We start from the raw sequence: 14,886 nt of genomic DNA, 5'->3' as shown, positions 1-14,886 counted from the left end.
GCTCACGGCATCGGCTGAATGCGAGCGGTCGCCGTCGCCACAGCCACCGTCTTGCCGTCGGCACCGAGCAGTTCACCGGCGAGGAAGCACACCTCCTTGCCCCGCTGCACCACCCGCCCCCGCCCCGTGAAGCGCCCTGGGCGGGCGGGCCGCAGATACTGGACGTGCAGGTCGAGGGTGGGCGCGAGCCGGTCCGGGGGCAGCGTCGCGGCCAGCGCGGGACCCATCGCGTCGTCGAGCATCGCGGCGAGGAATCCGCCCTGGACCGCACCGCCAGGGTTCTCGAACTGCTCGCCCGCTTCGAACGCCACCTCGATCGTGCCCTGTTCCGGGTCGAGGTCGATCAGCTCCCAGCCCAGCGTCGCAGCGGAGGGGGGCGGCGCCACCCGCCCCTCCAGCATGTCCCAGAAAAATCCCTGCCTCTGCTCGTTCGTCTCCATACGGGCATTGAACAGCCACCCACTGACAACCTCCCTGAGGCGCGCGCTGCGGTCCGCCCGAACACGGGCGAGGGCAGGACGGAGCGCTGTCACCCGCGCCCGGCCGGAGTGATGTCCGCGATCTGCCGGGCGAGCGCCACGAGATGGGCCAGTGAGGAACCTGCGGCGGCGTCGCGGAAGGCGACGATGACGTGGTCGATGCCCTGGGCGGCGAGTTCGCCGCAGCGCTCGACGCTCTCGTCTACGGACTCGCCGTCCGGGACACGCATGTGGAGTGTCTTCTCGATCTCGCCGTACGGGCGGCCGAGTTGCTCGCAGTGGCCCCGCAGCACGGCGAGCTTGCGGCGTACGTCGGCGCCGCCGAGGAGGTTGCACGCGTCGGCGTACCGGGCGACGAGCCGGAGGGTCTTCTTCTCTCCCCCGCCGCCGATGAGGACCCGCGGGCGCGGCCGGGTCGCACGGGGAGCGGTGAGGGTACGCGGCACGCTGAAGTGCCTGCCCTCGTACGGCTCTTCGTCATCGCTCCACATCCGCCGGACGATCAGCAGGGTCTCCTCCAGACGCTCGAAGCGCTCACGCAGCGGCGGGAACGGGACGCCCAGGCCCCGGTGCTCCTCCTCGTCCCATCCCGCGCCGATGCCGAGGACGGCGCGTCCGCCCGAGAGAGCGTCCAGCGTGGCGAGTTGCTTGACCAGCAGGGCGGGCCGGCGGTACCCGGCACCCGTGACGAGCGGGCCCAGTGTGACGCGGGTGGTGAGGGCCGCGGCATGGCTCAGCGCGCCGTACGCCTCCAGCATCGGATCGCCCGGGTCGCCGAAGTTCGGGATCTGCCAGAAGTGATCCATCACCCAGAAGCTGTGCGCCCCGGCCTCCTCCGCGCCGCGTACGGCGTCCGCGAACTTCGCGCCGATGACGGCGTCGCCGCCGGGCCAGGTGAAGCGGGGGCAGGTGAGTCCGAGTCTCATCGGGCATCGCTCCTTCAGGGCAGGCCGAACGCACGCCCGTCGAGGGCGTGTTCAGGCGTGGTCAGGGCGCGGCCACGTGTGCCGCACGGAGAGGCCGGGGAGCCGAGTCACCGCTCCAGCGGCCCCGTACATGAAAAAACCCCGCCTACAGGGCGGGGTGCCGGTTCGGCCGGGACAAGTCGGTCCCGGCACCGGTGATACTACCCGGACGCCGGGGAACCGGTCAGGGCCTTCTTCCCATCCAGTGCAGGAGCCGGCCTGCAGCCGCCGCGCTGAGACGGCGAGGAGCAGCGCCGGCTCGTCCGCTCACGGTGGCTGGGCGCGGTGCGTGACGAGCAACGGGCCCGCGCCGAGACGCGGGCCCGCGGGGACGGAGTACGGGGGGACGGACGGGCAGGGGCGGGGGCAGGGCGGGACGACGAACGCCCGCGAGCCGCCCGGCCCCCGCCCCCGCGCCGTCCGTACGGGACGCTCAGCCGGGGAGGCTCAGCCCGGGACGCTCTCCGCGGCCCGCGCCCGCCGCAGCCGGGGAACGCCGCGGGCGACGATCCGCGAGCGCGAGAAGGGCCTGCCGCGGTCGAGGGCCCCAGCAAGCACGGCTATCGCCAGGCCCGCCAGCGCCAGCACCACACCCACGAGCATGGGCGAGCGCCAGCCCCAGCCGGCCGCGATGGCGACTCCGCCGAGCCACGCGCCCCCCGCGTTGGCGAGGTTGAACGCGGACTGGTTGCCGGCGGACGCCAGCGTCGGCGCGTGCCGGGCGTTCTGCATGATCAGCATCTGCAGCGGCGTCGTCGTCATGAAGCCGAGCCCGCCGAGCACCACGACCATCGTCATCGCGGCCCACTTGACGTCGACGACGGCGTGGAAGACGAGCATCGAGGCGGCGAGCGCGCCCAGCCCTCCGTAGAGCGTGGGACGCAGGGCACGGTCGGTGAGCGGCCCCGCCGCCAGGGCGCCCAGTGTCATGCCGATGCCGAAGAGCGCGAGCACCACCGTGACGGAAGAGTCTGCGAGCCCGGTGACCTCCGTCATGATCGAGGCGAGGTAGCTGTAGACGGCGAACACGCCGCCGAACCCGAACACCGCGGTGAGCAGGCCGAGTACGACCTGGCGGTGGCCGAGCGCCCGGACCTCGTGCCCGACGCCCCGCTGGTGCTCCAGCGGCAGGTGCGGGACGAGTGCGGCGAGGCTCACCATCGCGAGCACGCCGATGGCGCTGACGACGAGGAACGTCGCGCGCCAGCCGAGCGCCTGTCCGATGGCGGTGCCGGCCGGTACGCCGATGATGTTGGCGACGGTCAGGCCCAGGAACATCGTGGCCACGGCACGGGCCCGCCGGTCCTCCGTCACCAGGCGTGCGGCGACGACGGCGCCGACGCCGAAGAAGGCTCCGTGCGGCAGCCCCGCCAGCACACGTCCGGCGAGCAGGGTGCCGTAGCCGGGGGCGAGCGCGGAGGCGAGGTTGCCGACGGTGAAGAGGCCCATCAGCAGCACCAGCATCCGCTTGCGCGGTACGCGGACGCCGACGGCCGTGAGCAGCGGCGCCCCGATGACGACGCCGATGGCGTAGGCGGAGACGAGGTATCCGGCGGTGGGCACAGAAGTCCCCATGTCGTCCGCGACGTTGGGCAGCAGGCCCATCATCACGAACTCGGTTGTGCCAATTCCGAAGGCGCTGATCGCAAGCGCGAGCAAGGCCATAGGCATGGGCGGGAAACCTTTCAAGGCAGGGTCGAGCAAGGCGTCAACAGGAGGTTCAGGAGGGTGGTGCGCGTGCTCGGCGTACGCGGCGGGGTCCTCGCGGGGGTGCCCGGCGCACTGGCACGACTTCTTATGTTCTCACACTGAACAAAGTCTCTCAGACGTCATCCCGCCACGGCGGCCATCCATGTTTCAGGACGGCAACAACCGGCCGGAACAGGCGTGATTCACGCCACGGGCCGCCAGGACTCCCGGCCCTGGCGGCCCGTTCGCGCGCCCGCTCCGCACGCGGCGGCCGCGTGCCGAAGGTGCTCATTGTGAGATGCCCGTGCTGCCTGGGCTGAGTGCGCTGCCCGCGCTGTGTGCGCCGCGGTGGACCCGGAGTCCGCCCCGCGGCTCAGAACTCGACCGATGCGGCCACCGGCAGATGGTCGCTGCCGGTGGAGGGCAGCGACCAGGAGGAGACCGGTTCCAGCCCCTTCACCATGATCTGGTCGATGCGCGTCGTCGGGAACGACGCGGGCCAGCTGAAGCCCGGCCCGTCGCCCGCCGCGCCCTGCGTGGAGCGCATCTGGGACGTGACCGGCGCGAGCGCCCGGTCGTTCATGGTGCCGTTGAGATCGCCGAGCAGCACCGCCTTTTCGGTACGGTCCTGCGCTATGGCCCTGCCGAGCGCCTCGGCGCTGCCGTCCCGCTGGCCGGCGGTGAAGCCCGATGCGAACTGCAGCCGTACGGACGGCAGATGGGCCGCGTAGACGGCGACGTCGCCCTCCGGAGTGGCGACCGTCGCGCGCATCGCACGCGGCCAGCCCATCTTGATGTCTACCGTCTCGGTGTCCCGCATCGGGTACTTGCTCCAGACGCCGACCGTGCCCACGCGCTTGTGGTGGGGGTACGTGCCCGCCAGGCCCTTGTCGTACTGCCCGGCCTGGCTCCCCGCGACCTCCTCCAGGGCGATGATGTCCGCCCCGGAACCGGCGAGTTCACGCGCGGTGCGCGCAGGGTCGGGGTTCTCCGCGTTGACGTTGTGCGTGACCACGGTCAGGTCGCCGCCCGTACCGGACTTGCTGGTGAACTGGCCGCCGAAGAGGTTCAGCCACACCAGCGCCGGAAGCAGCAGCGCCACCAGCGCGAGGAGCGAGCGGCGCAGCACGGCCAGCAGCGCCAGCACCGGCACGAGCGCGCCGCCCCAGGGCAGGAAGGTCTCCCAGAGCGAGCCCAGGTTGCCGACCGCGTTGGGCACCTCGGAGTGCAGGAACAGCGCGAGACCGAGCAGTACGGCGAGGGCGGCGAGCACCCAGCCCCGCCGCCACGCCCCCGGGCCTCCCCACCTGGCGAACATCCGGGGCACACGGCTGCCCTCCCGGCGTGTGCGGGACCCGGTCCCGTCCCACTCGCCCGAAGCCTTCGCGGCCTCCGCCATGTACGCGCGTGCCATCCGCTGTCCTCACTCGATTGCTGGTCCTGGTCGAACGATAGGTGATGCGGAACGGGGAGTTCCCGTACGACGAATCTCCCGCACAATCACCCGGCCCGCAGAGGAGCCTTGGGCCATTCCCATGTGTGGTGACCCATGTGTGGTGGAGGACGAACACCCAGGCAGGTGAGGTTCCGGCCGCCCGCCGTTCCGCGGGGCGCTGTGACGGAAGACGCACACGGCCGGGGATCTTGTGCCGGGGCCTCACCTGCCGGCGCGTACCCCGTCCAGCACGGAGTCGACGATCTGCTCGGCCAGACCCTCCGGCAGGTCCTTGCCCTCGTGCAGGACGGTGCGGGTCAGCATCGGCCCGGTGAATAGCTCGCCCAGCAGCCCCACGTCCAGGTCGCCGCGCAGCTCTCCCGCCTCGATGCCACGCCGCAGCACGCCGTGCAGCGTCTCTCGGCGGGCCTTGATGACGTTGTCGTGGTACTGCCGCCACAGCTCCGGGTGGCTCTTCACATGGCTCGTCATGGTCCGCAGGACGGCGGACTGGCGCTTGGCCATGCCCACGCGTCTGTACCACTCCAGGAGCGTGACGAGGTCGTCCCGTACGGACGCTCCCTCGGGCGCTGCCGGGGGTTCCTCCAGCGCGTCCACGACCGCCAGCAGCATCTCGTCCTTGCCGCCGGGCCAGCGCCGGTACACGGTCGCCTTTCCGACGCCCGCGACGCGTGCGACGCCTTCGATGGACAGCGCGTCGATGGAGGTGCCCTCCTCCAGCAGGCGGAGCACGCTCTCGATGATGGCCCCCTCCACCGCCTCGCTGCGCGGGCGGCCGCGCCGCGCGGGCGCCGCGTCCGCGTCCGACGGCGTCGGGTTCATCTGTCTTCCTTCGTGGGATACCCCGGGCATCAGCCGGAGGTGGGTTGCCCCTGGCGGAGCCGAGGGGAGAAACAAAGGGCGGTTCTCAACCGCCCGGCCGGACCCGCCGATTCTGGCACGCCTCCGGTCAACGACCGGCGCCCACCGGTGGTTTCGCCGCGTCCTGCTCCGGCGGCCCCGCGGCGTCCCCGTCCGCGGCGGGCTGTCTGCCCGGCAGCCATACGGCGACCACCAGCGCCCCCAGCAGTGCGACCGCCGCCGAGCCGAGCACGGTGACGTGCATCGCGTCGATGAAGGCGTTCTTGGCCGGATCCACCAACTCCCGGCCCGCGGGCCCCAGTCGGGCCGCCACCGCCAGGGTCCCCTCGATCGACTCCCCGGCGGCGTGCCGTACGCCCTCGGGCAGCGCCAGCCGCTCCAGCCGGCCTTCCATGCCCTCGCGGTAGCGGGCGGAGAGCAGCGAACCGAGCACGGCGACGCCCATGGCGCCGCCGACCTGCCGGAAGGTGTTGTTGACTGCCGATCCCGAGCCCGCCTTCTCGCGCGGCAGGGACTGCATGATCGAGACGGTGGCGGGCGGCATGATGTGCGCCATCGCCGCGCCCTGCAGAAAGAAGACCACCTCCAGGGCCCAGATCGGCGTCGTGCGGCCGAAGAGCAGGAACGCCGCCATCCCCGCCGCCACCAGCAGCATTCCGCTCGTACAGACCGCCTTGGCGCCGAACCGCTCGACGACCAGCCGCGCACGCGGCGCGAAGATCAGCTGCGCGACGGCGAGCGGCATCATCAGCAGCCCAGCCTCCAGGGCCGAGAAGCCCCGCACGCTCTGCATGTAGAAGACGGCGAAGAAGGTCACGCCCATCAGCGCGAAGAAGACGAGCGCGATGGCGGCGACGGCCGCGGAGAAGGCCGGGTTCTTGAAGTACCGGACGTCGATGGCCGGATGGTCGCTGCGCCGCTCGTGGAGCACGAAGGCGCAGAGGACCGCCACTCCCCCACCCGCGGTGAGCAGCACCTCCGGGTCGGTGAAGTCGGCGAGCCGGCCCCCCGTGATGATCGCGTAGACGAGCAGCACGAGACCGGCGATGGACAACAGCACGCCGAACGGGTCCAGCCGCCCGGGGGCCGGGTCCCGGGAGTCGGGCACGGCCAGCACCATCGCGGCGAGCGCGACGAGGACTATCGGCACGTTCACCAGGAAGACCGAGCCCCACCAGAAGTGTTCGAGGAGCACACCGCCTGTCACCGGGCCGATGGCTATGCCGAGCCCGACGCCGCCCGCCCAGATGCCGATCGCCTTGGGCTGCTCGTCCCGCTCGAAGACGTTCACGAGGATCGCGAGCGTGGACGGCATGACGAAGGCGCCGCCGAAGCCCATCACGGCGCGGAACGCGACGAGTTGGCCCGGCGAGGTGGCCATGGCGGCGAAGACCGAGCCGAGCCCGAAGACGACGAGACCGAGCAGGAGCACCCGCCTGCGGCCGAACCGGTCGCCCAGCAGGCCCGCGGTGAAGAGAAGTCCGGCGAAGACGAGCGTGTAGGAGTTGATCGCCCACTCCAACTCGCTCTGGCTCGCGCCCAGTCCGGCCGGCGCGGGCTGGGCGATGGTCTTCATCGCCACGTTCAGGATCGAGTTGTCGAGCACGACGATCAGCAGGCTCAGCATGAGAACGCCGAGGATCACCCAGCGCCGGCGGTGCACGTTCTCGGGCACGGAGGAACTCATGCCGCAGAGCCTACCCGATTCCGATACGGCCCCGTCTCGTATCGGATACCCGGGAATCCCGCCGTCCCTTCCTTCGGCCCCCGCCCCGTGCCAGCATGGAGGGGTCTCCCCAGGCGAAGCCATAGGGGACGTATCCGGGGACGCCGTCAGGGCGCCTCGAGACGACGAACACACAGGAGCGTTCAGCCATGTCTGATGCGCAGAAACAGGACGGGCCCTCCAAGAAGCAGCCCGCAGCTCTCTACGGCGGCGTACGCAACCGCCGCGTCACCGTCCGCGACCTTGGCTCCGCGAAGGAACGCGGTGAGCGCTGGCCGATGCTCACCGCGTACGACGCCATGACCGCGTCCGTCTTCGACGAGACCGGCATCCCGGTCATGCTCGTCGGCGACTCCATGGGCAACTGCCACCTCGGCTACGAGACCACGGTCCCGGTCACCCTGGACGAGATGGCCATGCTCACCGCCGCGGTCGTACGGGGCACCCGGCGGGCCCTGATCGTCGCGGACCTCCCCTTCGGCACGTACCAGGAAGGTCCCGTGCAGGCGCTGCGCAGCGCCACCCGGCTCGTCAAGGAGGCGGGAGCCGGCGCGGTGAAGCTGGAAGGCGGCGAGCGTTCGGCGCACCAGATCGAGCTGATGGTGCAGTCCGGCATCCCGGTGATGGCCCATGTCGGCCTCACCCCGCAGTCCGTGCACGCGATGGGCTACCGCGTGCAGGGCCGCGGCGAGGAGTCCGCGCAGCAGTTGCTGCGGGACGCCAAGTCCGTGCAGGACGCGGGGGCGTTCGCGGTCGTACTGGAGGCCGTCCCCGCCGAGCTGGCCGCGGAGGTCACGCGCTCGCTGCACGTGCCGACCATCGGCATCGGCGCCGGGGCGGACACCGACGCACAGGTGCTGGTGTGGACGGACATGGCGGGGATGACGGCGGGCCGCGTGCCGAGCTTCGTCAAGCAGTACGCACAGTTGCGCGAGACACTCGGCGACGCGGCCAGGGCGTTCGCGCAGGACGTCATCGCGGGCGACTTCCCCGAGGAGCGGCACAGCTTCGCCTGAGGGGAAGCGCGTCCGCGCGAACCCCGCCCACGGAGGCGGGCTTTCGGGCGCCGCCCCGGGGGCCCGTCCATCGCCCCGGGGCCCGGCCTACCGGGTCCGCCGCGGGCGCGCGGGGCCTGCCCGGCCGGAACCGCCGCGGGCGGGGAGCGCGCCCGCGGGCCGCCCGGTCGGCTGTCCGCGGGCTCCTGACCGTCCGCGTGCTCCTGGCCGTCCGGTGCGTGACCGCGCCGGGCGGCCCGTCTCACGGACGCGGCCGGGTGGTGCCGCCTGCGGCGGGAGCGGGCCGGTTCCGCCCTCCGCGGCGGTGGCCCGGATGAATTCCCCCGCGAGGCAGGAACGTTGGCCGATCCGTTCACCCTGCGGGTACGGTCTGACCCCATGACCAGCGCCTCCACCCACCCCGATCATCACCGCATCAGCCCCGTCTTCCTCGGGCTCGCCGCGATCATGGCCGTCTCCGGGTGGGCGGTCTGGTCCGGCCTTGCCGAGGTCACGGGTGTCGCGGTGTTCTTCTTCGTGGTCTCGGGCTGGATCGTCTCGCTGTGCCTGCACGAGTACGCACATGCCCGTACGGCTCTGCGCGGCGGCGACACATCCGTCGCCGCGAAGGGCTATCTCACGCTCAACCCGCTCAAGTACACGCACGCGATGCTGAGCATCGTGCTGCCGGTCGTCTTCGTGGTGCTCGGCGGCATCGGACTACCGGGCGGCGCGGTCTACATCGAGCGCGGCCGCATCCCCGGCCGCTGGAAGCACAGCCTCATCTCCGCGGCGGGACCCGCGACGAACGCCCTGTTCGCTGCGGTCCTCACGGCCCCGTTCTGGCTGGACGCCATGGCGGACGTGCCGTTCGCGTTCCGGTACGCGCTGGCGTTCCTGGCGATGCTCCAGGTGACGGCGGCGATCCTCAATCTGCTGCCCGTTCCCGGGCTGGACGGCTACGGCGTACTGGAGCCGTGGCTCTCACCCGCGGCACGGCGGCAGGCGGAGCCCTTCGCCCCGTTCGGGCTGCTGGTGGTCTTCGGCTTCCTGTGGATCCCGGGCGTCAACGGCGTCTTCTGGGAGGCGATCGGGAACGTCATGGGAGTGCTCGACGTCACGGATCTGGATGTGGCTTACGGCTACGACTACTTCCGCTTCTGGCAGGGCGAGCCCGAAGTCGCGTTCACCCCGCAGCCGTAGGGGGCCGTGGGGCACCGTATGCAGGGCTTCCGGCGCGCTACTCCGCCGAGGCCGCCTGCTGCGCCGTGTGGGCGGTGGCGCGGCGGGCCCGACGCCCGTAGTACCAGGCCATGTTGGAGGCGAGACCCCCGAGCAGCACCCACACGACGCCGAGCAGGACACTGCCGTTGACGAACGAGATCACCGCCGCGATCGCGGCGAGCGCGCACAGGACGGTGGCGTAGCGCGCGATCCCCCGGGACGAGCGGAGGGAGGCGGCGGGGGCGGACATGCTGGCGGCTCCAGTCGGACAGTGCGGGTGTGCAGGCTGTATACGAGTGGTGCACCGACGGCGTACCGACGGCGTACCGGCGACATACGGACGGCTCGCCTGCGCCGTGCGGGCGGCACCGGGGAGGGGCGGAGGTGCGGCGCACCTCCGCCATTCTCCCCCATGCGCCGCCACGGGTCCGCGGCGGTCTGCGCGGTCCTCAGCGGTATACCGGCCATGCAGGCCATACCCGCCCTACCGGCCCTGCCGGCGAACGTGACCGTACGCGGCCGTACGCGGCGAACGCCGCCCCACTCATACGTCGGTGAGCCGGATGCCCGCGTGCACCTTGTAACGCCGGTTGACCGAGACCAGGTTGGCGACGAGGGACTCGACCTGGTGCGCATTGCGCAGCCGTCCGGCGAACACACCCCGCATACCGGGGATGCGCCCCGCGAGCGCCTGTACGACCAGGCAGTCCTCCCGGTCCTCGCCGAGCACCATCACATCGGTGTCGATCTTCTCGACGTCGGCGTCCGCGAGCAGCACCGCGGAGAGATGGTGGAAGGCGGCGGTGACCCGGGAGTCCGGCAGCAGCGCCTCGGCCTGCTGCGCGGCGCTGCCCTCCTCCGGCTTGATCGCGTAGGCGCCCTTCTTGTCGAAGCCGAGCGGATTGACGCAGTCGACGACGAGCTTGCCGCGCAGCTCCTCGCGCAGCGACTCGAGCGTCCTGGCGTGCCCGTCCCACGGCACCGCGACGATCACCACGTCCGAACGGCGCGCGCACTCCGCGTTCTCCGCTCCCTCGACGCCCAGGCCGAGTTCGCCGGCCGCCTGCTGTGCACGCTCCGCGGCGCGCGACCCGATGACGACCCGCTGGCCCGCCCTGGCCAGCCGGTAGGCCAGCCCGCGACCCTGGTCGCCGGTGCCCCCGAGCACGCCGACGGTGAGGCCGGAGACGTCGGGAAGGTCCCAGGGGTCCTTCCTGGGCGCGGGAGATGAGGACGCGGACGAGGATGCAGAAGTCATAGGCAGGATCCTGCCACCCACCTCCCCGGCGGCGCCTCACTCACAGCCGTGAAGGCGATCACGTACGGGTCCCTGCGGGCCGTACACGGACGGCTGCCGCAGGGCTCCGACGGGGCTCCTGCCGAAGTTCCCGCCGAAGTTCCCGCCGATCTTCGTCCCGGCCCCGTATCCCGCTCCCGCGTCATCCCGGCTCCCGCGCCCCTACCGGCCGAGCGTCTCGCAGAGATCCTCGTACGGGCCGCTCAGGTCCAGAAGCCTCCGGTACGTCGTCCCGTTCTCCTCCGAGATCTGCACGGACATCGAACCCCGGCTGATGATCCACTTGTTGTGCACCGGCCGGTCGGCCGTGTGGAAGCCCACGCCCCAGTCCCCGCCGCTGGAGATGTGCGAGCCGTCCTCGAGGTAGGTCATGGTGCCCGAGCCCGAGATGTCGCGGGTCACCGAACGGCCGTTGGCGAGGTTGGTCACGTCCATCACCAGCGGTCCGCTCGCGGTGGCGAAGACCGGCTCGCCCTCGTCGTCGTACCAGGTGCGCACAGTCAGGTCGTTGACGGGGAAGTCGGCGTGCGACGCGAACGGGCAGACCTCGCCGGCCGGGTAGTCGACCGGCTGCTGCACCGGATGCGTGACCACCGGGCCGTGCACCCCGCCTGGCAGCGGACCGCCGGAGCGGACCGCCGCGGCGACCTCCTCGCCCACCGACGCCCGCGGCGCCTCCGCTCCGCCCGCCGCCCCCGCGCTGCTCGCCGGCGCCACCGCCGTGACAGCGCATGCGGCCAGCGCCACGGCGAGGCTCCGCCGCACCGGCCGCCGGCGGTGCGGCGGCCCCCCGTACGTCCGCCTCCCCGGCTCCTGCCGCGTCCCCCACGCCGCGGACCCGGCCCCGGGCCCCGCCGGCTTCCCCGCCCTCGGTGTCATAGCCGGTTCCCCTTCCCCTCTGCCGTGGCGCCGTCCCCCGGCCCCTCGTGGCGGCGATCAGCGCCGCGGGCAAACCGTGGCGCACGGCACACCGGCCCGGGAAGACGATTCGGCCACGCCCGAACGGTCCGGTCGCACCGCTCACAACCGGCCCGCGCCGGGGTACCGCTGTGCGCGGGGCCGCCCGTGCGGCATCCTGGCCGACGCCCGGAGCACCCGCTCCGGAGGGGCATGCACCCCGGGGGGAGCAGCATGACGTTGCGCATCCACTTCACCCTCACCGACCTGACGCGGGTCCGTTTCGCGGGCCCCTCCAGTCCGCTCGCGACCACCGCCTTCAGCACCGCCCGGCTGGCGCACTGCCCCGGCCCTCCCCAACTGGACCTGTGGCGGCGGTCCGTCAGGCCCCGGCTGGCGCGCGGGCCCACGCCGTTCACCGAGCTGCTGCCCACGGCGCCCGAGCATCCGCTGCCCGGCTTCCTCCGTCCGCGGCGTGGACTGCGCACGCTGGACGAGGAGTTGGAACGACTGCGCGCCACTCCCCGCCAGGTGCTGCGCGCCGACCTCGACCACCTGGCCACCCGGCGGAGCCTGCCCCGCTGGACGCGCCGTCTCGCGGACGGCGACCGTGGCGCCGTGGCCCTGCTCGCCGAGTCCGTACGGGACTACCACCGCGCCGCGATCGCGCCCTACTGGCCCGGCCTGGCCACCGTGCTCACGGCGGACCTGGCGTCGCGTACGCGTCGGATGCGGGACGGCGGGATCGAGGAGGTGCTCGGCACGCTCCACCCGGACATGCGCTGGCGCGCGCCCGTGCTGGAGATCGACGTCCCCGGCGGGGAGTTCGACTACCACCTGGGCGGACGGGGGCTGCTGCTCGCCCCTGCCGCCTTCACCTCGTACCTGCCGTGCGACCCGGACGACGAACAGCCCACGCTCTACTACGAGGTGACCCGCAGCCCGCTGCCCCGTACACGCGTGACCGGGCCCCGGAGCGGCCTGGCGGCGCTGCTCGGGCACAGCCGCGCCGCCGTGCTCCAGGTGATCGCCGACGGCGTCTCCACGGGCGAACTGGCCGCCCGGACCGGCCTGTCGCCCGCCTCCGCGAGCGAGCACACGACGGTGCTGCGCGGCGTCGGCCTGGTGCGCACGGAGTGCCACGGCCGGACCAGTCGCCACAGCCTCACCCCGCTGGGCGCCGAACTGCTGCTGGAGTCGTCGGCGCCCGACGGCGCGGGCACGGGCCGCGCGGCTACGGAGCGTCCGGCACCGAAGTCAGTTCCGCGACCGGGACACGTCTGAACGTCACCGTGGCGTACGGGCTTTCGTCCCCCGTCTCGTACAGCAGGCCCAGCGTCCCGTCATCGACCCGGACGAGATCCGAGTAGGCCGCCGGACGGTCGTCCACGGTGTGCACGGTCCACCAGTCCGTGCCGCCGTCGAAACTCGCCCGCAGCGTCATCCGCCGCCGCTCCTCGGGGTCGCCGGGCGCGGAGAAGACCAGCACGTCCGGGTCGTACAGCTGCAGCACGCTCGCCTCGACCACGGGCGCGGTGAGCGCGGGCTGGGGTTCGAAGGGGGCGAGCAGGGTCTCGCCGCCGTCCTCGGAGCGCGCGTCGGCGCGGTGCTCGGGCGCGATCGCCTCGGTGCGGGTGTTGAAGTAGACGACGCCGTCGGGCAGTTCGGCCGCGGTGGTCTCGTTGACGTTGACCAGCCCGTCGGTGTTGTCGTCGGTGTAGCCGATGCGCCAGGTCTCGCCGCCGTCGTCGCTGAGCAGGTCGTGGCCGCCGTTGTAGCGGCCCTCGGTGCCGTCGTCGCCTTCGTCCTCCGGGGGCAGCGAGTGGTTCGCCGGTACGACGAGGCGGCCCTCGTAGGGGCTGCGCTCCAGCCGCAGGGCGTGCCCCGGAGTCGTCGCGTACCAGCGCCAGTCGGGGATCTTCGCCGACGGCGTGATCTCCCGCGCCCCGGACCAGCTCTCGCCCGAGTCGGTGCTGTGCTGCACCCATACGCGGCGGCCGTCCCCGGCGGAGACCTCGCCACGGCGGATGCGGTCCTCGGTGGCGTCCGCGGCGTTGGTGACGAAGACCAGGACGATGCGGCCACCGGTGCCCTCCGGATCCTCCGCGTCACCCTCCCCTTCTCCCTCGCCTTCCCCCTCGCCCGGCGGGATCACGACGGGCGAGGGATTGCCGGCCGTGCCGGTCCCGTACGAGGCCACGACGCGCAGCTCGCCCCAGCTCCGCCCGCCGTCGGCGGACCGGCGGGCGACGATGTCGATGTGCCCGGTGTCGCCCGAGCCGTCCACCCTTCCCTCGGCGAAGGCGAGGAGCGTGCCGTCGGGGGCCAGGACACACGCGGGGATGCGGAAACTGGCGTAGCCCTCGCTTCCCGCGCTGAAGGGCACGGACGTCTCGTACGGCATGAGCGGCTCCCAACTTCCGAGCTCGGGAAAGAAGTTGACCGATGCCCGAAAGTAAGCAGCCGACAACAGAGCGTCAAGGGAACGGGAGATGAACATCGCCGCAGCGCTCCGGCAGTGCGCATCCTCCCTCCCCCGGAGCCTCCGGCCCGGGCGGTGCCCCCAGTCACATCCGTACGGGTGACCACTGCCGAAACGCCCGTCGCGCCAAGGCAGTTGAGGCATCATGCGGGCAATGGATGCCGTACGAGTCGCACATCTGCGGGAAGCGCTTGCTGGAACGGAATGGGTGCGGTCCACGCGCCGGTTCGCCGGATCGCTGCGTACGTCCGTCGCACCGCACAGGGGAGGGCTGCTGCTGGTCGGCACCGAGTCGTACGAGCCGTGGCATCTGGCGGCGCACCTCGACGACGAGGCCGCCTGGTCGGGGCAGCCCGAACTGTCGCCCACGCTCGTCCGCCACCGCGTGCCGCCCGCCGCACCGGCGCATCTCTCCGCGGGGCTGGGCCGTATCGAGGCAGCGGGCCGCAGGGAGACCGTCCTGGTGGTCACCCCGGGCGACCCGGGGCCCGAGGTGCTGGAACGTGTCAACGACGCCCGCCGTGCGGGTGCGACGGTGCTGGCGCTGGACGGCGGCGCCGACGAGGAGCCCCCGCACGAACTGCACGGCATCGCGCACGACGCGCTCAGCGCCGACGCGGCCGAGGTCGACCTCGAAGTGGTCCAGCATCTGGTGAGCGCGGCCGCGGGAGAGAGCTTCCACGGGCGGGGCGGTCCCAGCGGCGCTCCCGGGCTGCCGGCCGCGGGCTCGCGGCGCCCCTCGTTCCGCGACAGGCTCTCCCGCATCGCGGACCAGCTCTCCGCGCCGCCGCCCACCCGCTGGTGAGAGCGGTTTC

The 14,886-nt window shown here is 72.5% G+C and carries 14 protein-coding genes; 4 read left to right on the top strand and 10 right to left on the bottom strand.

Going from position 1 to position 14,886, the window contains the following annotated elements; all coding sequences use genetic code 11:
* Window positions 1-2: 2 nt before the first annotated feature.
* The 6 genes from ACSMXX_RS24305 to ACSMXX_RS24280 form a co-directional block, all read right to left on the bottom strand.
* The gene (locus ACSMXX_RS24305) at window positions 3-440 is read right to left on the bottom strand and encodes a PaaI family thioesterase (RefSeq protein ID WP_473180818.1); all 438 of its coding nucleotides are present in this window, start codon (window positions 438-440) and stop codon (window positions 3-5) included.
* A gap of 89 nt (window positions 441-529) precedes the next feature.
* On the bottom strand, window positions 530-1,405 hold the full coding sequence (locus tag ACSMXX_RS24300; protein WP_473180817.1) for an LLM class F420-dependent oxidoreductase: 876 nt from the start codon (window positions 1,403-1,405) through the stop codon (window positions 530-532).
* Window positions 1,406-1,891: 486 nt separating this feature from the next.
* A complete protein-coding gene (locus ACSMXX_RS24295) occupies window positions 1,892-3,115 on the bottom strand; it encodes an MFS transporter (RefSeq protein ID WP_473180816.1) in 1,224 nt (407 codons plus the stop codon).
* 391 nt (window positions 3,116-3,506) lie between these two features.
* Window positions 3,507-4,451 carry an endonuclease/exonuclease/phosphatase family protein gene (locus tag ACSMXX_RS24290; protein WP_473184940.1) on the bottom strand — a complete coding sequence of 315 codons (945 nt, stop codon included), beginning with the start codon at window positions 4,449-4,451 and terminating at the stop codon, window positions 3,507-3,509.
* Window positions 4,452-4,790: 339 nt separating this feature from the next.
* Window positions 4,791-5,411 carry a TetR/AcrR family transcriptional regulator gene (locus ACSMXX_RS24285; RefSeq protein WP_473180815.1) on the bottom strand — a complete coding sequence of 207 codons (621 nt, stop codon included), beginning with the start codon at window positions 5,409-5,411 and terminating at the stop codon, window positions 4,791-4,793.
* 127 nt (window positions 5,412-5,538) lie between these two features.
* On the bottom strand, window positions 5,539-7,137 hold the full coding sequence (locus tag ACSMXX_RS24280) for an MFS transporter (RefSeq protein WP_473180814.1): 1,599 nt from the start codon (window positions 7,135-7,137) through the stop codon (window positions 5,539-5,541).
* A gap of 188 nt (window positions 7,138-7,325) precedes the next feature.
* On the opposite strand from ACSMXX_RS24280, the gene panB reads away from it, so the two are divergent.
* Together panB and ACSMXX_RS24270 are read left to right on the top strand one after the other, a co-directional pair.
* Window positions 7,326-8,192 (top strand): 3-methyl-2-oxobutanoate hydroxymethyltransferase, encoded by an 867-nt coding sequence (panB, locus tag ACSMXX_RS24275; RefSeq protein WP_473180813.1) that lies wholly within the window; start codon window positions 7,326-7,328, stop codon window positions 8,190-8,192.
* A gap of 378 nt (window positions 8,193-8,570) precedes the next feature.
* Window positions 8,571-9,374 (top strand): site-2 protease family protein, encoded by an 804-nt coding sequence (locus ACSMXX_RS24270; protein ID WP_473180812.1) that lies wholly within the window; start codon window positions 8,571-8,573, stop codon window positions 9,372-9,374.
* A 37-nt stretch (window positions 9,375-9,411) separates the two neighbouring features.
* Here ACSMXX_RS24270 and ACSMXX_RS24265 read toward each other — a convergent pair whose 3' ends face one another.
* The 3 genes from ACSMXX_RS24265 to ACSMXX_RS24255 all read right to left on the bottom strand — a co-directional run bounded on the left by ACSMXX_RS24265 (window position 9,412) and on the right by ACSMXX_RS24255 (window position 11,439).
* Window positions 9,412-9,645: a hypothetical protein gene (locus ACSMXX_RS24265; protein WP_473180811.1), complete on the bottom strand. Its 234-nt coding sequence runs from the start codon at window positions 9,643-9,645 to the stop codon at window positions 9,412-9,414.
* A gap of 294 nt (window positions 9,646-9,939) precedes the next feature.
* Complete coding sequence (gene npdG, locus ACSMXX_RS24260; protein WP_473180810.1) at window positions 9,940-10,653, bottom strand: NADPH-dependent F420 reductase; 714 nt, start codon at window positions 10,651-10,653, stop codon at window positions 9,940-9,942.
* 201 nt (window positions 10,654-10,854) lie between these two features.
* A complete protein-coding gene (locus tag ACSMXX_RS24255) occupies window positions 10,855-11,439 on the bottom strand; it encodes a hypothetical protein (RefSeq protein ID WP_473180809.1) in 585 nt (194 codons plus the stop codon).
* A 384-nt stretch (window positions 11,440-11,823) separates the two neighbouring features.
* On the opposite strand from ACSMXX_RS24255, the gene ACSMXX_RS24250 reads away from it, so the two are divergent.
* Entirely contained in the window at window positions 11,824-12,873 is a 1,050-nt protein-coding gene (locus tag ACSMXX_RS24250; RefSeq protein WP_473180808.1) for an ArsR/SmtB family transcription factor, read from the top strand.
* On the opposite strand, the gene ACSMXX_RS24245 is transcribed toward ACSMXX_RS24250, so the two are convergent.
* On the bottom strand, window positions 12,824-13,993 hold the full coding sequence (locus tag ACSMXX_RS24245; RefSeq protein ID WP_473180807.1) for a sialidase family protein: 1,170 nt from the start codon (window positions 13,991-13,993) through the stop codon (window positions 12,824-12,826). The two genes, ACSMXX_RS24250 and ACSMXX_RS24245, sit on opposite strands and share 50 nt — an antisense overlap.
* Before the next feature lie 232 nt (window positions 13,994-14,225).
* On the opposite strand from ACSMXX_RS24245, the gene ACSMXX_RS24240 reads away from it, so the two are divergent.
* Complete coding sequence (locus ACSMXX_RS24240) at window positions 14,226-14,876, top strand: hypothetical protein (protein WP_473180806.1); 651 nt, start codon at window positions 14,226-14,228, stop codon at window positions 14,874-14,876.
* Window positions 14,877-14,886 lie beyond the last annotated feature (10 nt).

Source organism: Streptomyces sp. DSM 116795, assembly GCF_055792905.1.
The sequence above is the reverse complement of the archived record's forward strand: the minus strand, read 5'-3'. Positions and strand labels throughout refer to the sequence as shown.

What these genes read in the sequence shown, in the direction of transcription:
- ACSMXX_RS24270 (WP_473180812.1), top strand. Translation starts at nt 8,571, where the DNA reads ATGACCAGCGCCTCCACCCACCCCGATCATCACCGCATCAGCCCCGTC.
- ACSMXX_RS24285 (WP_473180815.1), bottom strand. Translation starts at nt 5,411, where the DNA reads ATGAACCCGACGCCGTCGGACGCGGACGCGGCGCCCGCGCGGCGCGGC.
- ACSMXX_RS24265 (WP_473180811.1), bottom strand. Translation starts at nt 9,645, where the DNA reads ATGTCCGCCCCCGCCGCCTCCCTCCGCTCGTCCCGGGGGATCGCGCGC.
- ACSMXX_RS24290 (WP_473184940.1), bottom strand. Translation starts at nt 4,451, where the DNA reads ATGTTCGCCAGGTGGGGAGGCCCGGGGGCGTGGCGGCGGGGCTGGGTG.
- ACSMXX_RS24245 (WP_473180807.1), bottom strand. Translation starts at nt 13,993, where the DNA reads ATGCCGTACGAGACGTCCGTGCCCTTCAGCGCGGGAAGCGAGGGCTAC.
- ACSMXX_RS24250 (WP_473180808.1), top strand. Translation starts at nt 11,824, where the DNA reads ATGACGTTGCGCATCCACTTCACCCTCACCGACCTGACGCGGGTCCGT.
- panB (WP_473180813.1), top strand. Translation starts at nt 7,326, where the DNA reads ATGTCTGATGCGCAGAAACAGGACGGGCCCTCCAAGAAGCAGCCCGCA.
- ACSMXX_RS24280 (WP_473180814.1), bottom strand. Translation starts at nt 7,137, where the DNA reads ATGAGTTCCTCCGTGCCCGAGAACGTGCACCGCCGGCGCTGGGTGATC.
- ACSMXX_RS24240 (WP_473180806.1), top strand. Translation starts at nt 14,226, where the DNA reads ATGGATGCCGTACGAGTCGCACATCTGCGGGAAGCGCTTGCTGGAACG.
- ACSMXX_RS24305 (WP_473180818.1), bottom strand. Translation starts at nt 440, where the DNA reads ATGGAGACGAACGAGCAGAGGCAGGGATTTTTCTGGGACATGCTGGAG.
- ACSMXX_RS24300 (WP_473180817.1), bottom strand. Translation starts at nt 1,405, where the DNA reads ATGAGACTCGGACTCACCTGCCCCCGCTTCACCTGGCCCGGCGGCGAC.
- npdG (WP_473180810.1), bottom strand. Translation starts at nt 10,653, where the DNA reads ATGACTTCTGCATCCTCGTCCGCGTCCTCATCTCCCGCGCCCAGGAAG.
- ACSMXX_RS24295 (WP_473180816.1), bottom strand. Translation starts at nt 3,115, where the DNA reads ATGCCTATGGCCTTGCTCGCGCTTGCGATCAGCGCCTTCGGAATTGGC.